Genomic DNA, 18,367 nt, shown 5'->3' with positions numbered 1-18,367 from the left:
ATTAACGTACCTTCAGCGTTGCCAGGCCAATCAGCACCAGCATCAGCGAAATAATCCAGAAGCGCACGATGACGCGCGGCTCCGGCCAGCCTTTCAATTCATAGTGATGGTGAATCGGTGCCATGCGGAAAATGCGTTGTCCGCGCAGCTTGAACGATCCCACCTGCAGAATTACCGACAGGGTTTCTACGACAAACACGCCGCCCATAATCAACAGCAGGAACTCCTGGCGCAGCAGCACTGCAATAGTCCCAAGCGCGCCGCCCAGCGCTAATGAACCGACATCGCCCATGAACACTTGTGCTGGATAGGTGTTGAACCACAAAAATCCGAGCCCCGCTCCGACAATCGCGGTACAGACAATCACCAGTTCACCGGCGTGCCGTAAATAAGGAATGTGCAGATACTCAGCGAATTTGACGTTACCGGTTGCCCACGCCACCAGCGCAAAGCCCGCCGCCACGAACACGGTTGGCATAATTGCCAGCCCATCAAGGCCATCCGTTAAGTTAACGGCGTTACCGGTACCGACAATCACGAAGTAGGCCAACACCACGTAGAACAAGCCCAGCTGCGGCATAACGTCCTTAAAGAACGGCACCACCAGTTGTGTCGCGGGAGTATCTTTGCCAGCGATAAACAACGCGAAGGCCACAGCGAGTGAAATCACTGACATCCAGAAGTATTTCCAGCGCGCGATAAGACCTTTAGTGTCTTTGCGCACCACTTTGCGATAGTCATCAACAAAGCCGATGATGCCAAAACCAACCAGCACCACCAGAACACACCAAACGTATGGATTGGAGGGATACGCCCACATCAGCACCGAAATGGTGATGGAGGTAAGGATCATCACGCCGCCCATCGTTGGCGTGCCACGTTTGCTGAAGTGTGACTCGGGGCCGTCGTTACGCACCACCTGACCAATCTGCAGTTTCTGCAGCCAGGCAATCAGACGTGGTCCCATCCACAGAGAAATGAACAGAGCGGTCAGCAGGCTGACAATGGCGCGGAACGTCAAATATGAGAAGACGTTAAAGCCGGAATAAAATGCGACCAGATGTTCGGCCAGCCAGACTAGCATGTTCCTTTCTCCTGTAAGCTCTGTACTACCTGCTCCATGGCGGCACTACGTGAACCTTTAACCAAAATAGTGATGTCCTGATGTTCGGACAGCAATGTGCGTAAACGTTCAGTCAGCGCGGTTTTACTGGCGAAATGCTCGCCTTTGCCGCTATTTTCACCAATCAGCTGGCTTAATGAGCCGGTGCTCAGCACGCGATCGATGCCTGCCGCTTTTGCCGCATCGCCAACCTGTCGATGGCAGAGTTCAGCTTCATCGCCCAACTCCGCCATATCGCCTACCACCATCACGCGGAAGCCCGGCATATCGCCGAGTACCTGCGCAGCGGCGGTCATCGAACCCACGTTGGCGTTATAGCTGTCATCCAGTAGCAACTGATTGGCCGCGAGACGAATCGGGAACAGACGACCAGGAACGGGCTGTAAGGTTTTAAGGCCATTTTGAATCGCAGTCAGCGGTGCATCCACTGACAGCGCCAGCGCGGCAGCTGCTAACGCATTGGCGATGTTATGACGGCCCGGCAGCGGCAACTCAACCGCGATATCGCCACGCGGTGTATGCAGGGTAAAGAGCGTGGCATCAGCGCGCAGCACAATATCACTGGCGCGGAATTCGGCATCGGCCATCGGCTGCGGCGAGAAGCGCCACAACGTTTTATCCACAAACTGCGTTTGCCAGTTGGCCAGATCATTACTGTCGGCGTTAACGATAGCGGTGCCGTGCACCGGCAAGCCGTTAAAGATTTCGCCCTTGGCTTTCGCCACTCCTGCTAGCGAACCAAAACCTTCCAGATGAGCGGCGGCAAGGTTATTCACCAGCGCGGTTTCCGGACGCACCAGCGCGGTGGTGTAGGCAATCTCGCCCTGATGGTTGGCACCCAGCTCAATCACCGCGTAGGCATGCTCTTTCGTTAGACGCAGTAGCGTCATCGGTACACCGAAATCGTTATTCAGGTTACCTGCGGTATAGAGCGTCTCGCCGCACTGACGCAAAATTGCGGCGGTCATCTCTTTGACCGAGGTTTTACCGGACGATCCCGTCAGGGCAACCACGCGCGCTTTCGCCTGTTGGCGCACCCATGCCGCGAGTTGTCCGAAGGCAATACGCGTATCGGCCACCACTACCTGCGCGGTAGAAATCGGCAATAGCTTACTGACCAGCAGAGCCTGAGCGCCGCTTGCAATGGCATCGCTGGCGAAATCATGAGCATCAAAACGTTCGCCTACCAGCGCAACAAACAGGCTGCCGGCAGTAACTTTGCGCGTATCGGTTGTGACATCGGCAACGGTTAAATCAGCGCCGTGCAGCTTGCCGCCGCTGATATCTGCGAGGGTTTGCAGAGAAACGGGAATCATGCGACCACCCCCAGCAAACGGGCGACGGTGTCGCGATCCGAGTAATCCAGACGGCGGTTACCAATGATTTGATAATCTTCGTGGCCTTTACCGGCCACCAGCACGATGTCATCCACACTGGCTTGCATGACGGCGTTGGTCACCGCCTGCGCACGTCCTGAAACGACGCGTGCACGACCCGGGTCGAGCAGGCCGGTGAGAATATCATTCACAATCGACATCGGCTCTTCGCTGCGCGGATTATCGTCGGTGATCACCACGATGTCGGAGAATTGCTCAGCAATCGCGCCCATCAATGGACGTTTGCCTTTATCACGATCGCCGCCGCAGCCAAACACGCACCACAGCTGGCCTTTACAGTGCAGACGCGCCGCTTCCAGCGCTTTTTCCAGCGCATCAGGCGTGTGGGCGTAATCAACCACGACTGTGGGTTTTTCTGGCGCGGTGAACACTTCCATACGACCACAAACCGGTAATAATTGTGGTGCGGTGGCAACCAGCGCAGCAAGCGGATAATCCAGCGTTAGCAAGGTAGCCAGCGCCAGTAGCAGGTTGCTAACGTTGAACGCGCCCATCAAACGGCTATCAAACTCGCCGTCGCCCCAGCTGGAGCTGAATTGAATATGTGCGCCGCCGTCGTGATAATTCACCGCCGTGGCTTTGAGCCAGCGGCCATGGCAGCCTGATTGCAAGTTGTCTTCCATGGTTACCGCTACAGCATCGGGCAATTTTGCCAGCCAGCGACGGCCAACCTCATCATCAGCGTTGATGATGGCTGCACCGATTTGATGCTCAGAGAACAGTAGCCATTTAGCGGATTCATAGCCCTGCATATCACCGTGATAATCGAGGTGATCGCGGCTCAGGTTGGTAAATACCGCCGCGGCAAACGGCAACGCTGCCACGCGGTGCTGCACCAGCCCATGTGAAGACACTTCCATCGCCGTCAGGGTTGCGCCCTGCTCGACCAAATCATTCAGAACATGCTGCACATCCACTGCAGAGCCGGTAGTGTTTTCAGTTGCCACCAGTTGACCGTAAAGGCCATTTCCTACCGTGCCCATCACGGCGCCGGCTTCACCCAACAGATTGGCCCACTGCGCCATCAACTGCGTGGTGGTGGTTTTACCGTTGGTGCCGGTAACACCAATTAACTTCAGTTTGCTCGCAGGCTGCTGATAAAAGCGTCCGGCCAGTGCAGAGAGACGCTGCTGCAACTGCGCCAGATAGATAACCGGGACGCCGTGCATCTCGCGGATATCACCATCGCTGGCCTCACCTTCGGCTTCGGCAATCACCGCTGCCACACCTTGTGCAATAGCCTGTGGAATAAAACGACGTCCATCAGCATGATGGCCCGCCACGGCGATAAACAGATCGCCAGCAGCCGCAGCGCGGCTGTCCAGTGTCATGTCACGGAGTGGACGCGCCGGCGCACCCGGCACCCATGGGGCCAGTAAGTCGCGCAGGTTACGATCTGTCACTTGATTCCTCACTTCTATTCTTCACCAACTCGTTCTTATCAACTGTTGGCAGCGCATCAGGTTCAATGTTCATGGTACGCAACACGCCGCCCATGATGGCGCCAAACACCGGTGCTGAAACCGCACCACCATAATATTTACCGGCCTGGGGATCGTTGATCACCACCACCAGCGCAAAACGAGGACGGCTGGCAGGTGCAACGCCAGCGGTGTAAGCAATGTATTTGTTGACGTAGCGTCCGTCCGGTCCAACTTTCTTGGCAGTACCGGTTTTAATGGCAATGCGATAGCCCTTGATGGCGGCTTTAACCCCACCACCGCCTGGCAACGCAACGCTCTCCATCATGTGCATCACCGTTTTCACCAGGTCTTCCTGGAAAACGCGTTCACCTGCCACTGGCGGGTCAACTTTGGTGATCGACAGCGGGCGATTGATGCCATAGCTGCCAATGGTTGCGTAGACTCGCGCTAACTGTAACGGCGTTACCATTAGCCCGTAGCCGAAAGAGAAGGTGGCCCTCTCTATGTCAGACCACCGTTGTTTTTGAGGGTATAAGCCACTGCTCTCCCCGACCAGCCCCAAATTGGTCGGTTTACCCAAGCCAAAGCGTGCATAAGTATCTACAAGCGCTGAGGAGGGCATCGCTAACGCCAAACGTGAAACCCCGACGTTACTCGACTTCTGTAAAACCCCGGTAAGGGTCAATTCGTTATAGCGCGCCACGTCTTTGATCTCGTGACCATTAACGCGGTACGGCACGGTATTCAGGACGCTGTTTTCTTTCACCACACCACGCTGTAAAGCCGTCATCACCACCATGGGTTTCACGGTAGAACCTGGCTCGAAGATGTCAGTGATGGCGCGGTTACGCATTACGTCTTTCGGCGTATTGCTAAGATTATTCGGGTTATAAGCGGGACTGTTCGCCATTGCCAGCACTTCACCGGTATTCACATCCACCAATACGGCAGTGCCCGATTCGGCTTTGTTGAAGGCCACGGCGTTATTCAGTTCACGATAAACCAGCGCTTGCAGACGCTCATCAATGCTCAGCGTTAGGTTATGCGCCGCACGGCTATCAACCGAAGAGATATCTTCAATGACGCGACCGTTGCGGTCTTTACGCACGGTACGTTCACCCGGCGCGCCAGTCAGCCATTTATCGAAGCTCTTCTCAATACCCTCAATGCCCTGACCATCAATGTTGGTGAAGCCAATCAGGTGCGCAGTAACCTGGCCCGCCGGATAGTAGCGACGCGACTCTTCACGCAGATAGATGCCCGGCAGCTTAAGTTTTTTCACATACTCGCCGATTGCCGGATTGACCTGACGCGCCAGATAAATAAAGCGCCCTTTCGGGTTGGCATTAACGCGTGCTGCGAGTTGATCAAGCGGGATTGATAACGCATCGGACAATGCTTTCCAGCGGCTATCCAGCGATACGCCGCCGTGCTCAGTCAGTTCTTTCGGATCGGCCCAGATCGCATTCACCGGCACACTCACCGCCAGTGGACGACCCGCACGATCGCTGATCATCCCGCGCGCCGTTGGCACCGACTGAACGCGCAGCGAGCGTAAATCGCCCTCTTTCACCAGCTTATCGGGGTTGATCACCTGTAACCACGCTACGCGCGACAGCAGTCCACCCAGCGCCAGTAAAATACACCCGCACAGTAACGCAAAGCGCCAGCTTACAAAGCTGGCCTTATCTTCTTGTTTTTTTAACTTCAGCGTTTTACCTGCGCCACTCATTGAGTTCTGCGATTCCTTATTTCTGCACCACAATATTTTCCTGTGAAGGATCAACATGCTGCATTTGCAGTTTATCGGTTGCTATCCGCTCTACGCGGCTGTGATCGCCAAGGGCGTTCTCTTCAAGAATGAGGTTGCGCCACTCGATATCGAGCGCATCACGCTCCAGCACCAGCTGTTCACGCTGCGCTGTCAGCAGGCGCGTCTTATGTGTGGTCGTCACGACCACGACGGAGGACACTAGCACCGCAATCAGCAGTAACAGTGGAATCTTGCCAAAACGCAGCAGGTCTCCACCGATAACGCCAGGCAGGCTGTGACGCTCGTTGCCAATCATGACGCTGTTCTCTCCGCGATACGCAAAACAGAACTGCGTGCACGTGGGTTTTCGTTCACTTCAGCTTCACCCGGAATCAGCTTGCCAAGCGTTTTGAGTTCACGACCGCCTAACGCTTTGAGCTGCGACTCGGTCATTGGGATGCCGGCTGGCACCTGTGGACCGCGGCTCTGATCGCGCATAAAACGCTTCACTAAGCGATCTTCCAGCGAATGGAAGCTGATGATCGACAATCTGCCGCCGGGAGCGAGAACAGACAGCGCACCTTTTAGTGCGGTATCGATCTCTTCCAGCTCGCTGTTGATCCAGATACGAATCGCCTGGAAGGTACGCGTCGCCGGATGCTTAAATTTGTCTTTCACCGGCATCGCAGCAGCGATAACGGTGGCCAACTCTTTGGTGCGAGTCATGGGCTGCTCACGATTGCGTTCTACGATGGCACGCGCGATACGTTTACCGAAACGCTCTTCACCGTAGGTTTTAATCACGAAAGCGATATCCGCTTCTTCCGCACTCATTAGCCATTCAGCTGCTGATTGCCCACGAGTTGGATCCATACGCATATCCAGCGGTCCGTCACGCATAAAGGAGAAGCCGCGTTCGGCATCATCCAGCTGTGGTGACGAGACGCCCAGATCCAGCAATACGCCATCAATTTGGCCGGTCAGACCGCGCTCTTCGACATATTCCGCCAGCGCCGAAAACGGCCCGTGGACGATGGAAAAACGGGGATCGTTTATCTCAGCAGCTGCGGCTATCGCTTGCGGATCGCGATCAATCGCGATCAGTTGTCCTTTCTCGCCAAGCTGTGAAAGAATTAAGCGCGAATGACCGCCGCGACCAAAAGTGCCGTCAATGTAAATGCCGTCTTCCCTGATATTGAGGCCGTTAACCGCCTCATCCAGCAGCACTGTGGTGTGTTTGAAATTTTCCTGCATAGCTATAGCGACAAGTCCTGCAACCGCTCAGATAAAGGCTCCTGAGCCGACTGTTCTGTGTCAATATCGTCCTTAACTTGTTGATACCAGGTCTGTTCATCCCACAGCTCAAATTTATTGAACTGTCCAACCAGCATCACTTCTTTGGTCAGGCCCGCGTGTTGTCGCAGCGTATTCGCTAACAACAAACGGCCCGCATTATCCATCTGACACTCACTGGCATGCCCTAACAGCAGTCGCTGTACGCGACGCTCTGCAGGATTCATGCTGGATAAGCGAGACAGCTTTTTCTCAATGATTTCCCATTCGGGCAGGGTATAAAGCAGCAGGCATGGCTGGTGGAGGTCAATGGTGCATACCATTTGCCCCTGAGACTCTGCGACAAGCAATTCACGATAGCGTGTTGGTACTGCTAATCGCCCTTTACTGTCGAGATTGACTAACGTTGCTCCACGGAACATGCCAGCCTTACCCCTCAATCACCCGTTTTCACCACTTTATCCCACTTTTTACCACGAAACGAGTTTACGGAGCCTATGAAATCCTTGTCAAGCCGCAACGGCAAGTGAATATCACTATTTACAACGGGTGAAATTAATTGGAGACGGGAATAAAGCGACATTGAGCGGCAAAATTAAAATTAACCTGATGAATAGTGGAATAAAAATTTCCGCGAAATATAAATTGGCGAAAAATAAAGCGCTTTAGCGCTGAAATATATTTGCCCTGCGTTCTGCGACAGCGGCTGCATTTTAGGGGATTTCTGAAAGGAAGCCCAGCAGCTTCGCGCCAGCTCTGCTATGACTCGTTGATGAACATGTAAACAAATAAGAAAAGTTAACAGGTTTAAATTGTTAGCTGTGGTGGCGATAATTTACGCTTTTTTACCCCGGCAGGTTCTTGAGAAATATCTACTGGTTAAATTAAAAGGGGCAGCGAACTGCCCACAATTTCATTTTGCGCGGCGACTTAATTGTCCACGGCGGAATAAATTTCGGCGGATGCGCGTTAAACCAGGCTTCGGTTTGCGTGGCTCATCCAGCGAGGCTAATACTAACTCCAGCACACGCTCGGCGACATCGCGGTGACGCTGACCCACTGCCAGTACCGGGCATTCCAGGAAATCGAGCAATTCATGATCACCAAAGGTAGCAATTGCCAGATCGGTTGGCAGGCGACCATCGCGCTTAAGCGTAATGTCCATCACACCCTGTAATAGCCCAAATGAGGTGGTGAACAGCGCGTCCGGCATAGGATGATCTTCGAGGTAGCTTTCAAACAGCGTTGCCGCGGCGGCACGATCGAAGCTATTACAGTAAATGTAATCGATAGGGCGCTCGTCATCCTTCCACGCATCGCGGAAGCCCAGTTCGCGCAGGAAACTCACTGAAAGCTCAGGCAGTGCGCCAAGGAACAGCACATTTTTCACCGGCAGCTGACGCAATTCAGCCGCCAACGCTTGGGCATCATCCTGATCGGCTCCTACCACGCTGGTAAAGTGTTCACGATCCAGCGCGCGGTCCAGAGCGATAATCGGTAAGGGATCATTGATCCATCGCTGATAGAACGGGTGCTCTGGCGGTAATGAGGTAGAAACAATGATGGCATCGACCTGACGCTGCAGCAGATGCTCAATACAGCGCATTTCGTTATCGGGCTGATCTTCCGAGCAGGCAATCAGCAGCTGATAGCCGCGCTGTCGCGCCTGACGCTCCAGATAATTTGCAATGCGGGTGTAACTGGTGTTTTCCAAATCGGGGATTACCAGACCAATAGAGCGCGTCCGGCCGGCACGCAGCCCAGCCGCAACGGCATTGGGGTGATAATTGTGTTCACGCACCACCGCCATGACTTTTTCGACGGTTTTTTCGCTGACACGATACTGCCGCGCTTTGCCATTTATTACGTAGCTGGCCGTAGTGCGCGACACGCCTGCCAGGCGCGCAATTTCATCCAGTTTCACGATGACACCTTAATTCTGTTAAGCCAGCGCTGGCGAAAATATCCGCAGATTAGCTATGGATAAAACATTTGTAACATCTAACCGCAGAAAACTACGCTGAGCAACCGCTTTTCTCCAGCATCCTGGTTAAGCGCATAAAATAAAAAAACCCGGCATTTCGCCGGGTTAGCACTGAATGTAATCTTTTCTCTGGGTTATTAACGCATAACGCGATCGCCGCGTGACACACCAACGATTCCTGAACGCGCCACTTCAACAATTTCCGCTACATCACGTACAGTGTTGAGAAACGCATCAAGTTTATCGCTGGTGCCCGCCAGCTGAACCGTGTAAAGCGTCGGCGTCACATCGATAATCTGACCACGGAAAATTTCCGCGCTGCGCTTCACTTCTTCACGACCGTAACCGCTGGCCTGAATTTTCACCAGCATGATCTCGCGCTCTACATAGGCGCCCTGCCCCAGTTCGCTGACGCGTAACACGTCCACTAGCTTATGCAGTTGCTTCTCGATCTGCTCCAGCACTTTCGCGTCGCCAACCGTTTGGATGGTCATGCGGGATAACGTAGGATCATCGGTGGGCGCTACAGTCAGGCTTTCAATGTTGTAGCCACGTTGCGAGAACAGTCCCACGACACGGGACAATGCGCCGGATTCATTTTCCAGCAGAACCGATAAAATACGACGCATAATTAAGTCCTCTCCGTTTTGCTCAGCCACATCTCATCCATCGAACCACCCCGAATCTGCATCGGGTAAACATGCTCGCTGCCGTCAATATTCACATCAACAAACACCAGACGCCCTTTTGCCAGCGTGTCCAGCGCCAGCTGAAGCTTCTCTTCCAGTTCGGCAGGATGTTGAATCGCGATGCCGACGTGGCCATAGGCTTCAGCCAGACGGACGAAGTCAGGCAGCGATTGCATATAAGACTGCGAGTGGCGGCCGGAGTAAATCATGTCCTGCCACTGCTTCACCATGCCGAGGAAGCCGTTGTTGAGGTTCAGCACCAGCACCGGCAAATCGTATTGCAGTGCGGTTGACAGCTCCTGAATGTTCATCTGGATGCTGCCATCACCGGTCACGCAGATAACCGTTTCATCCGGCAGCGCCATCTTCACACCCAACGCAGCGGGCAGGCCGAAGCCCATGGTGCCCAGGCCACCGGAGTTGATCCAACGACGTGGTTTGTCGAACTGGTAATAAAGCGCAGCGAACATCTGATGCTGGCCCACGTCAGAGGTGACGTAAGCGTCACCTTTGGTCAAACGACAGATGGTTTCGATCACCGCCTGCGGCTTAATCTTGTCGCTGGTGCGATCAAATTCCAGGCACTTACGGCTACGCCAGCCATCAATGGTTTGCCACCAATCGCGCAAGCTATCGAGCTCCTGCTTCGCATCGCTTTGCGCCAGCAGCTCAAGCATTTGAGTCAGCGTCTGTTTTGCATCACCGACAATCGGAATATCCGCGCTAACGGTTTTGGAGATCGAGGTCGGATCGACGTCGATATGCATGATGGTGGCATTCGGGCAGTACTTCGCCAGATTGTTGGTGGTGCGATCATCGAAACGTACGCCAATACCGAAAATCAAGTCGGCATTGTGCATAGTCATGTTGGCTTCGTAAGTGCCGTGCATACCCAGCATCCCGACACTCTGACGATGCGTGCCAGGGAACACGCCCAGGCCCATTAACGACATAGTTACCGGGATATTCAGTTTTTCCGCCAGCTGCAGCAGTTCAGCTTCACAGCCAGACATGATCGCGCCACCACCCGCGTAAATCACCGGCTTATGGGCCGCTAATAACGTTTGCAATGCGCGCTTAATCTGTCCTTTATGGCCCTGGATGGTCGGATTGTAAGAGCGCATGCTCACCGTTTCCGGCCATACGTATGGCAACTTATTGGCAGGATTGAGGATATCTTTTGGTAGATCGATTACCACCGGTCCCGGACGACCGCTCGCTGCCAGCCAGAAGGCCTTTTTCAATACGGTTGGAATTTCTTCGGTATTTTTCACCAGGAAGCTGTGCTTCACCACCGGACGGGAGATGCCGACCATGTCGCACTCCTGGAACGCATCATAGCCGATCAGTGAAGAGGGCACCTGGCCCGACAGAATCACCATCGGGATGGAGTCCATATAGGCCGTTGCGATACCGGTGATCGCGTTAGTGGCGCCCGGACCGGAGGTCACCAGCACCACCCCAACCTCGCCCGTCGCACGCGCAAGGCCATCGGCCATATGCACCGCGCCTTGTTCATGACGCACCAATACATGGTCAATACCACCGACCGTTTGCAGCGCATCGTAAATATCGAGCACCGCTCCGCCCGGATAGCCGAATACCTGCTTAACGCCCTGATCGATTAACGAACGGACGACCATTTCGGCTCCTGACAACATCTCCATTTTCTGCCTCCAGGCTTGAGGGACTGAATCCACTGACGTTCGCGTTTCCCGCACGCCACTGATATCCGGCCCCCGCTTGCCAATTAAGATCAAAACCTTATGTTTATGCTCAGAAGACGGCGTTCATTTCCGCCTTCCAGGTACAGGGAATCTACTTGAGTTAATTCTTTTAAGAGTAGGTCGATTACCATAACCGCAGACTACGCAGCCTGCAAACGCCAGCATGCCACCTCAGGCTCTATCCGGCAATTAAGGCACTAACGCGTGATTATCGCCTGGGAGGATTAAACTAATGCTTTGTCATAACCACAGAGGATAATGCTGGCTAAGCAATTATTTGCAGCGTGTTATAAGAAATATGATTTTCATATTGCCTGACCACTCAGTCCACAATCTTTTGGGCTAATTACTTTCTGGCTTGATTATCTTTAAAATGGCTTAATCACATCATATTCCTCTATACAACAAGCCAAATCTTGTTTTGGATTCAGAGCGCATTAACTAACTAAATCAATATATTTCAACGCATTAAAATAAAATCCATTCTCTAAAGTATTTTTTAAGCGTAGGGTTTTGCTTATCCTGCAGCTAATTTATGTCATTGCTCTGCGCAGCTGAAAAATCACAGCAGATCGCCCTCCTGGCTTGACTGAAATACCCTTGCACTTAGGGTTGACTTGCTACGTCAATTCCAGTACCAATATGTGCAGCACACAATTTACGAGGTTTGACTCATGTTTCATTCTTTCCGCCTACTCGGTCTACTACTAAACGCATCCAGTTTGCGCGGTAGACTCGTGGGCGGAATCAATAACTGATTCGAACCTGCAGAAGTTTAAGAAACCCGCGCCAATGCGCGGGTTTTTTTATGCTCGTAGCACCGGCAAAGTTAATGCATAAGGAAGATTACGATGAGCCAGCAAGTTATTATTTTCGATACCACTCTGCGTGACGGCGAACAGGCTTTACAGGCCAGCCTGAGTGTTAAAGAAAAACTGCAGATCGCTCTGGCATTGGAACGTATGGGCGTGGATGTGATGGAAGTGGGCTTCCCGGTTTCCTCTCCAGGCGATTTTGAATCCGTACAAACCATTGCTCGTACCATTAAAAATAGCCGCGTCTGCGGACTGGCACGCTGCGTTGAGAAGGACATTGACGCCGCATACGAATCATTGCGTGTCGCTGAAGCGTTCCGTATTCACACCTTCATCGCCACTTCGCCGATGCATATCGCCACCAAGCTGCGCAGCACGCTGCCGGAAGTGATTGAACGTGCAGTACACATGATTAAACGCGCCCGCAACTATACCGATGACGTTGAGTTCTCCTGTGAAGACGGCGGCCGCACACCAATCGACGATCTGTGTCGCATGGTTGAAGCGGCTATCAATGCTGGTGCCACCACGATTAACATCCCCGATACCGTCGGCTACACCTTGCCAGGCGAATACGCCAACATCATCGGCCAATTGGTCGCACGCGTGCCAAACATTGATAAAGCCATTCTGTCTGTTCATACCCACGATGATTTGGGCATGGCGACCGGCAACGCCATCGCCGCGGTATTGGCCGGTGCGCGTCAGGTTGAAGGTACGTTGAATGGTCTGGGCGAGCGCGCGGGTAACTGTGCGTTGGAAGAAGTGATCATGGCGATTAAAACCCGCCAGCAGATTATGAACGTGCACACCAATATCAATCATCAGGAAATCTACCGTACCAGCCAAACGGTAAGCCAAATCTGCAACATGCCGATTCCGGCTAACAAAGCGGTAGTTGGTTCTAACGCCTTCGCCCACTCATCCGGTATTCACCAGGATGGCGTGCTGAAGAATCGTGAAAACTACGAAATCCTGACGCCAGAATCTATCGGCCTGCACAAAATCCAGCTGAATCTGACCTCACGCTCGGGCCGCGCCGCCGTCAAACATCGCATGGAAGAGATGGGTTACAAAGAGTCCGATTACAATCTGGACACCTTGTACGATGCCTTCCTCAAACTGGCTGATAAGAAAGGTCAGGTCTTCGATTACGACCTGGAAGCGTTGGCCTTCATCAACAAACAGAATGAAGAGCCGGAATACTTCCAGCTGAACGAATTCAACGTGCAGACAGGTTCCAGCGTCACCGCCACCGCGTCTGTGCAGTTGGGCTGTGGCGAAGAGACCAAAGCCGATGCCGCTACCGGTAATGGCCCGGTTGATGCCGTTTACCAGGCTATCAACCGCATCACCGGCTTTGAAGCTGAACTGATGAACTACAAGTTGACCGCGAAAGGCCACGGCGAGAACGCGCTGGGTCAGGTAGATATCGTCGTCAACTACAACGGCCGTAAATTCCACGGCGTTGGCCTGGCGACCGATATCGTCGAATCATCCGCTAAAGCGATGGTAAATGCGTTGAACAATATTTGGCGTGCTAAGCAGGTGGAAAAAGAACTGCAGCGTAAATTTAAAGATCAGAAGGAAACGGTGTAACTATGTCTAAGTCTTCTCATATCGCGGTATTGCCAGGCGACGGAATTGGTCCGGAAGTGATGGCGCAGGCCATGAAGGTTCTCGACGCAATTCGTACGCGTTTCGACATGCGTATCACCACCAGCGAATATGATGTTGGCGGTATCGCCATCGATCGTCATGGTGAACCGTTGCCACCGGCCACCGTTGCCGGCGCAGAACAAGCAGATGCGATTCTGTTTGGCTCGGTAGGTGGCCCGAAATGGGAACATCTGCCACCTGCTCAGCAGCCAGAGCGCGGTGCGCTACTGCCGCTGCGTAAGCACTTCAAGCTGTTCAGTAACCTGCGCCCCGCCGCGCTGTATAAAGGTTTAGAAGCTTTTTGCCCGCTGCGCAGCGATATCGCCGAGCGTGGTTTCGATATCCTGTGCGTGCGTGAACTGACTGGCGGCATCTACTTCGGTCAGCCGAAAGGTCGCGAAGGCAGCGGCCCGCATGAGCGCGCCTTTGACACCGAGGTTTATCACCGCTTTGAAATCGAGCGCATCGCCCGCATCGCCTTTGAATCTGCCCGCAAACGTCGCAATATCGTCACCTCAATCGATAAAGCCAACGTCTTGCAGACGTCGGTCATGTGGCGCGAAATAGTCAATGAAGTGGCAAAAGATTACCCGGATGTGCAGCTGAGCCACATGTACATCGATAACGCCACCATGCAGCTGATTAAAGATCCATCACAGTTTGATGTGCTGCTGTGTTCTAACCTGTTCGGCGACATCCTGTCTGATGAATGCGCGATGATTACCGGTTCCATGGGCTTGTTGCCTTCCGCCAGCCTGAATGAAGAAGGTTTCGGCCTGTTTGAGCCTGCGGGCGGTTCTGCACCGGATATCGCCGGTCAGAATATTGCCAACCCGATTGCCCAGATTCTGTCGTTGTCACTGCTGCTGCGTTATAGCCTGAATGCGGATGACGCTGCCGCTAGCATTGAACGCGCCGTGAGCCGCGCGTTGGAAGCGGGTTATCGCACCCGTGATTTAGCCGGTGACGGCAAAGCCGTGAGCACAGATGAAATGGGCAGCATCATTGCCGGTTTTATCGCCGAGGAAAAATAATAAAATGAAAAGCTTATACCAGAAGTTATTTGATGCACATGTCGTTCACGAAGCGCCAAAAGAAACTCCGTTACTGTATATCGATCGCCATTTGATCCATGAAGTGACGTCACCGCAGGCCTTTGATGGCTTGCGTGCGCACGGCCGCAAAGTGCGTCAACCGTCAAAAACCTTTGCCACCATGGACCATAACGTTTCGACCCAGACCAAAGACATCAATGCGTCTGGCGAGATGGCACGTATTCAGATGCAGGAGCTGATCAAGAACTGTGCTGAATTCGGCATTCAGCTGTATGACCTGAATCACCCGTTCCAGGGCATCGTGCACGTGATTGGGCCGGAACAAGGCATGACGCTGCCGGGCATGACTATTGTCTGCGGCGACTCCCACACCGCCACCCACGGCGCGTTCGGTTCGCTGGCGTTCGGTATCGGTACCTCTGAAGTTGAGCATGTGTTTGCCACGCAAACCCTGAAACAGGGCCGTGCGAAAACCATGAAGATTGAAGTGCTGGGCGAAGCGGCGCCGGGCATTACCGCTAAAGACATCGTGTTAGCGATCATTGGTAAAACCGGCAGCGCTGGCGGTACCGGTCACGTTGTTGAATTCTGTGGCCCAGCGATTGAAGCGCTGAGCATGGAAGGCCGCATGACGCTGTGTAATATGGCGATTGAGATGGGTGCCAAAGCGGGCCTGGTCGCACCGGATGACACCACCTTCAACTACCTGAAAGACAAACAGTTCGCACCGAAGGGCGAGCAGTGGGAACAGGCGGTTGCTTACTGGCGCACGCTGAAATCCGACAGCGATGCCAAATTCGATAGCATCGTCACGCTGCACGCGGAAGATATCGCTCCGCAAGTTACCTGGGGCACCAACCCTGGCCAGGTGATGGCGGTGGATCAAGCGATCCCGAATCCACAATCGTTTGCCGATCCGGTTGAGCGCGCCTCGGCCGAGAAAGCGCTGGCTTACATGGATCTGCAGCCGGGCATTAAACTGACTGACGTGGCGATCGATAAAGTGTTTATCGGCTCCTGCACCAACTCACGCATTGAAGATCTGCGCGCCGCTGCCGCCATTGCTAAAGGTCGCAAAGTGGCGCCAGGCGTAGTAGCGATGGTGGTGCCAGGTTCGGGTCCAGTGAAAGCGCAGGCCGAAGCCGAAGGTCTGGATAAAATCTTCCTCGAAGCCGGTTTTGAATGGCGCTTGCCGGGCTGCTCCATGTGCCTGGCAATGAACAATGACCGCCTGAATCCAGGCGAGCGTTGTGCATCCACCAGCAACCGTAACTTTGAAGGTCGTCAGGGCCGTGGTGGACGTACTCACCTGGTCAGCCCGGCGATGGCCGCGGCGGCTGCCGTAACCGGTCGCTTTGCCGACATTCGTGAATTGACTCAGGGAGCTTAAGCCATGGCAAACAAATTTACTCAACACACCGGCATTGTTGCGCCACTGGATGCGGCTAACGTCGATACCGATGCCATTATTCCGAAGCAGTTTTTGCAGAAAGTGACGCGCACCGGCTTTGGCGCGCATCTGTTCCACGATTGGCGTTTTGAAGATGATGCCGGCACCGTCCCCACCGCCGGCTTCGTGCTGAACAAGCCGGAGTTCAAAGGCACCAGCATTTTGCTGGCGCGTGAAAACTTCGGCTGCGGATCTTCACGTGAGCATGCGCCCTGGGCGCTGACCGACTTCGGTTTCCATGTGGTGATCGCACCAAGCTTCGCGGACATCTTCTACGGCAACAGTTTCAACAACCAGCTGCTGCCGGTGAAGCTGAGCGATGAAGAAGTGGATGAGATGTTCAAACTGGTCGCCGCGCAGCCGGGCGTTAGCTTCACGGTGGATCTGGAAGCGCAGACGGTAACGGCGGGTGAGAAAACCTACAGCTTTGAAATCGACAGCTTCCGCCGTCACTGCATGATCAACGGCCTCGACAGTATTGGCCTGACGCTGCAACATGAAGCGTCGATCTCCAGCTACGAAACCAATCAGCCCGCGTTCTTACGCTAAGGCAATAAGGGCGACATTCTGTCGCCCTTCTCTTTTCTATCGATGCGGAACATCCCGCACGCGTGACTCCAATCCCAGCGCCAGCACCGCTAACCCCAACGCCAGCCAGTAAACCGACTCATGACCAAAGCGCTCGCTCATGGTGCCCTGAATAATACCCGCGATAATCATGCCGGTGGAAATCGACGTTGTGAATAAGGTGGTTGCCGCGCCTGCCCGTCCTGGCATCAAATCCTGGAACCACAGCATGCCAATTCCGGCGATGATGCCGATAAATGCCGCATTGAACAGCTGCAGCACCATCAGCGCAGTACGTGACTGGAACATCACCAGTCCGAGATAAAACACAATTCCCGCCACCAGCGCCAGCAGCATCAGTTTGCGTTTGCCCAACCGCCGCGCGTAATGCCCGGCCAGCAGCATAATCGGAATCTCCAGCCCGGCGGCGGTGCCCATTAATAATCCCGCCAGCTTCTCTGGCAGGCCGAGCGTTGAGCTGATATACAGCGGCATATCGATGATATACATGGTGTTGCACGCCCACATGGTGACGGAGGCGATAAACAGCAGCCGCACCTGGCTATCTTTCCACGGGCTAAGCTGCGTCAGCACCTCTTCAGGCGACGCCACCACGCGCGGTACCGAAGGCAAGGTGCGCCAGATCAGCAGCATGCTCAGCAGGAAAATCCCCGCCGCGACGCAAAACAACGTGGTGAAGCCATAATTGAGCGCCAGCGCAAACGACAGCGGCGGCCCAATCACCCATGCCAGCGACAGCTGCGCACGCATTACCGAGCTGAACATCACCACCTCACGCGCCGATTGATCGGCATATTCACGCGCGAGGGCGAACACCTGCGGAATCGACACGCTGGCCAGCGCAGACAAAAACACCCCCAGCGTCACCAGCGTTAAATAGTGACGGTTGAAAGCAAACAGCAGCGCATTAAGTGTCGCCATCAGGCAGCAGAAAAGAATCAGATTGCGGCGATCGCCTCGATTATCGGATCGCTTCGCCATTAACAGGCTGATGACAATGCCGGCTATCGCATTGATGGTAAAGAACAAGCCCACCCAAAACGGGCTAACCTGCACTTCACGCGTCAAAAATAGACTCAGCGTCGGCGCCTGCAGCGCCCCGGCCACGCCCGTCATAAACGACACCACCATAAAAGAGAGATAGACCGGATTGATGCGACGTTGACGCGTTAACAGCGATTTCATGCAGAAATCCCTTTGCGGATAAAAAATGGCTAGAGAAATGAGGGTAGAAGATTCTACAGCAAAACGAAAAAAGCCAGCAGATAAAGCGCTGCTGGCGGTGAAAATGCACCCTACTCAGAAAGAGGTTCCACATTGGCGGAACCGCTGGCAGAGCGCCATTCATGACTGAATGCCTCCCGCTCTTCCATTGCCGGGCAGTATGCCTCTAATATGAGGCAGGAAAAA

17 protein-coding genes are annotated in these 18,367 nt (G+C 53.9%); 6 read left to right on the top strand and 11 right to left on the bottom strand.

All coding sequences use genetic code 11. The features are described from left to right. Position 1: 1 nt before the first annotated feature. From mraY to ilvI, 10 genes are all read right to left on the bottom strand, one after another. A complete protein-coding gene (gene mraY / locus WH298_RS13145; RefSeq protein WP_007888613.1) occupies positions 2-1,084 on the bottom strand; it encodes a phospho-N-acetylmuramoyl-pentapeptide-transferase in 1,083 nt (360 codons plus the stop codon). Next, on the bottom strand, positions 1,078-2,439 hold the full coding sequence (gene murF, locus WH298_RS13140) for a UDP-N-acetylmuramoyl-tripeptide--D-alanyl-D-alanine ligase (protein ID WP_180823052.1): 1,362 nt from the start codon (positions 2,437-2,439) through the stop codon (positions 1,078-1,080). Before murF ends, mraY begins: the two co-directional genes overlap by 7 nt. Beyond that, positions 2,436-3,923, bottom strand: coding sequence for a UDP-N-acetylmuramoyl-L-alanyl-D-glutamate--2,6-diaminopimelate ligase (gene murE / locus WH298_RS13135; protein ID WP_180823051.1), 1,488 nt, complete (start codon positions 3,921-3,923; stop codon positions 2,436-2,438). Before murE ends, murF begins: the two co-directional genes overlap by 4 nt. Continuing rightward, positions 3,910-5,676 (bottom strand): peptidoglycan glycosyltransferase FtsI, encoded by a 1,767-nt coding sequence (locus tag WH298_RS13130; RefSeq protein WP_180823050.1) that lies wholly within the window; start codon positions 5,674-5,676, stop codon positions 3,910-3,912. Before WH298_RS13130 ends, murE begins: the two co-directional genes overlap by 14 nt. Positions 5,677-5,692: 16 nt before the next feature. After that, on the bottom strand, positions 5,693-6,013 hold the full coding sequence (gene ftsL / locus WH298_RS13125; protein ID WP_007885016.1) for a cell division protein FtsL: 321 nt from the start codon (positions 6,011-6,013) through the stop codon (positions 5,693-5,695). Next, positions 6,010-6,951, bottom strand: a complete 942-nt coding sequence (gene rsmH, locus WH298_RS13120; RefSeq protein WP_049851444.1) for a 16S rRNA (cytosine(1402)-N(4))-methyltransferase RsmH — start codon at positions 6,949-6,951, stop codon at positions 6,010-6,012. Before rsmH ends, ftsL begins: the two co-directional genes overlap by 4 nt. Before the next feature lie 2 nt (positions 6,952-6,953). Then, positions 6,954-7,412 carry a division/cell wall cluster transcriptional repressor MraZ gene (mraZ, locus tag WH298_RS13115; RefSeq protein ID WP_007885013.1) on the bottom strand — a complete coding sequence of 153 codons (459 nt, stop codon included), beginning with the start codon at positions 7,410-7,412 and terminating at the stop codon, positions 6,954-6,956. A gap of 491 nt (positions 7,413-7,903) precedes the next feature. Beyond that, positions 7,904-8,914 carry a catabolite repressor/activator gene (cra, locus tag WH298_RS13110; protein ID WP_007885012.1) on the bottom strand — a complete coding sequence of 337 codons (1,011 nt, stop codon included), beginning with the start codon at positions 8,912-8,914 and terminating at the stop codon, positions 7,904-7,906. Positions 8,915-9,111: 197 nt separating this feature from the next. Next, positions 9,112-9,603 (bottom strand): acetolactate synthase small subunit, encoded by a 492-nt coding sequence (gene ilvN / locus WH298_RS13105; RefSeq protein ID WP_007885011.1) that lies wholly within the window; start codon positions 9,601-9,603, stop codon positions 9,112-9,114. Positions 9,604-9,605: 2 nt separating this feature from the next. Further along, the gene (ilvI, locus tag WH298_RS13100; protein ID WP_180823049.1) at positions 9,606-11,330 is read right to left on the bottom strand and encodes an acetolactate synthase 3 large subunit; all 1,725 of its coding nucleotides are present in this window, start codon (positions 11,328-11,330) and stop codon (positions 9,606-9,608) included. A gap of 734 nt (positions 11,331-12,064) precedes the next feature. Between ilvI and leuL the strand changes: the two genes are divergently transcribed. The 5 genes from leuL to leuD all read left to right on the top strand — a co-directional run bounded on the left by leuL (position 12,065) and on the right by leuD (position 16,918). After that, complete coding sequence (gene leuL / locus WH298_RS23710; RefSeq protein WP_099686952.1) at positions 12,065-12,148, top strand: leu operon leader peptide; 84 nt, start codon at positions 12,065-12,067, stop codon at positions 12,146-12,148. Positions 12,149-12,241: 93 nt separating this feature from the next. Further along, positions 12,242-13,804, top strand: a complete 1,563-nt coding sequence (leuA, locus tag WH298_RS13095; RefSeq protein WP_007885009.1) for a 2-isopropylmalate synthase — start codon at positions 12,242-12,244, stop codon at positions 13,802-13,804. Positions 13,805-13,806: 2 nt separating this feature from the next. Further along, positions 13,807-14,898 (top strand): 3-isopropylmalate dehydrogenase, encoded by a 1,092-nt coding sequence (gene leuB, locus WH298_RS13090; RefSeq protein ID WP_007885003.1) that lies wholly within the window; start codon positions 13,807-13,809, stop codon positions 14,896-14,898. Positions 14,899-14,902: 4 nt separating this feature from the next. Beyond that, positions 14,903-16,309, top strand: coding sequence for a 3-isopropylmalate dehydratase large subunit (gene leuC / locus WH298_RS13085; protein ID WP_180823048.1), 1,407 nt, complete (start codon positions 14,903-14,905; stop codon positions 16,307-16,309). Between the two features lie 3 nt (positions 16,310-16,312). After that, positions 16,313-16,918 carry a 3-isopropylmalate dehydratase small subunit gene (gene leuD / locus WH298_RS13080; RefSeq protein WP_007885001.1) on the top strand — a complete coding sequence of 202 codons (606 nt, stop codon included), beginning with the start codon at positions 16,313-16,315 and terminating at the stop codon, positions 16,916-16,918. 36 nt (positions 16,919-16,954) lie between these two features. Here the strand turns inward: leuD and WH298_RS13075 are convergent, their stop codons facing one another. Beyond that, positions 16,955-18,142 (bottom strand): MFS transporter, encoded by a 1,188-nt coding sequence (locus WH298_RS13075; RefSeq protein ID WP_180823047.1) that lies wholly within the window; start codon positions 18,140-18,142, stop codon positions 16,955-16,957. Between the two features lie 25 nt (positions 18,143-18,167). Between WH298_RS13075 and WH298_RS13070 the strand changes: the two genes are divergently transcribed. After that, a complete protein-coding gene (locus WH298_RS13070) occupies positions 18,168-18,311 on the top strand; it encodes a hypothetical protein (RefSeq protein ID WP_180823046.1) in 144 nt (47 codons plus the stop codon). The last annotated feature ends 56 nt before the right edge of the window (positions 18,312-18,367 follow it).

It is taken from the genome of Pantoea nemavictus, assembly GCF_037479095.1.
GTDB lineage: Bacteria > Pseudomonadota > Gammaproteobacteria > Enterobacterales > Enterobacteriaceae > Pantoea > Pantoea nemavictus.
This window is presented reverse-complemented; position numbering and strand designations above follow the sequence as displayed.

Excerpts from the sequence above, each read along its gene's own strand:
- mraY (WP_007888613.1), bottom strand. The coding sequence starts at position 1,084 with ATGCTAGTCTGGCTGGCCGAACATCTGGTCGCATTTTATTCCGGCTTT.
- murF (WP_180823052.1), bottom strand. The coding sequence starts at position 2,439 with ATGATTCCCGTTTCTCTGCAAACCCTCGCAGATATCAGCGGCGGCAAG.
- WH298_RS13130 (WP_180823050.1), bottom strand. The coding sequence starts at position 5,676 with ATGAGTGGCGCAGGTAAAACGCTGAAGTTAAAAAAACAAGAAGATAAG.
- ftsL (WP_007885016.1), bottom strand. The coding sequence starts at position 6,013 with ATGATTGGCAACGAGCGTCACAGCCTGCCTGGCGTTATCGGTGGAGAC.
- rsmH (WP_049851444.1), bottom strand. The coding sequence starts at position 6,951 with ATGCAGGAAAATTTCAAACACACCACAGTGCTGCTGGATGAGGCGGTT.
- mraZ (WP_007885013.1), bottom strand. The coding sequence starts at position 7,412 with ATGTTCCGTGGAGCAACGTTAGTCAATCTCGACAGTAAAGGGCGATTA.
- ilvN (WP_007885011.1), bottom strand. The coding sequence starts at position 9,603 with ATGCGTCGTATTTTATCGGTTCTGCTGGAAAATGAATCCGGCGCATTG.
- ilvI (WP_180823049.1), bottom strand. The coding sequence starts at position 11,330 with ATGGAGATGTTGTCAGGAGCCGAAATGGTCGTCCGTTCGTTAATCGAT.
- leuL (WP_099686952.1), top strand. The coding sequence starts at position 12,065 with ATGTTTCATTCTTTCCGCCTACTCGGTCTACTACTAAACGCATCCAGT.
- leuA (WP_007885009.1), top strand. The coding sequence starts at position 12,242 with ATGAGCCAGCAAGTTATTATTTTCGATACCACTCTGCGTGACGGCGAA.
- leuB (WP_007885003.1), top strand. The coding sequence starts at position 13,807 with ATGTCTAAGTCTTCTCATATCGCGGTATTGCCAGGCGACGGAATTGGT.
- leuC (WP_180823048.1), top strand. The coding sequence starts at position 14,903 with ATGAAAAGCTTATACCAGAAGTTATTTGATGCACATGTCGTTCACGAA.
- leuD (WP_007885001.1), top strand. The coding sequence starts at position 16,313 with ATGGCAAACAAATTTACTCAACACACCGGCATTGTTGCGCCACTGGAT.
- WH298_RS13075 (WP_180823047.1), bottom strand. The coding sequence starts at position 18,142 with ATGAAATCGCTGTTAACGCGTCAACGTCGCATCAATCCGGTCTATCTC.
- WH298_RS13070 (WP_180823046.1), top strand. The coding sequence starts at position 18,168 with ATGGCTAGAGAAATGAGGGTAGAAGATTCTACAGCAAAACGAAAAAAG.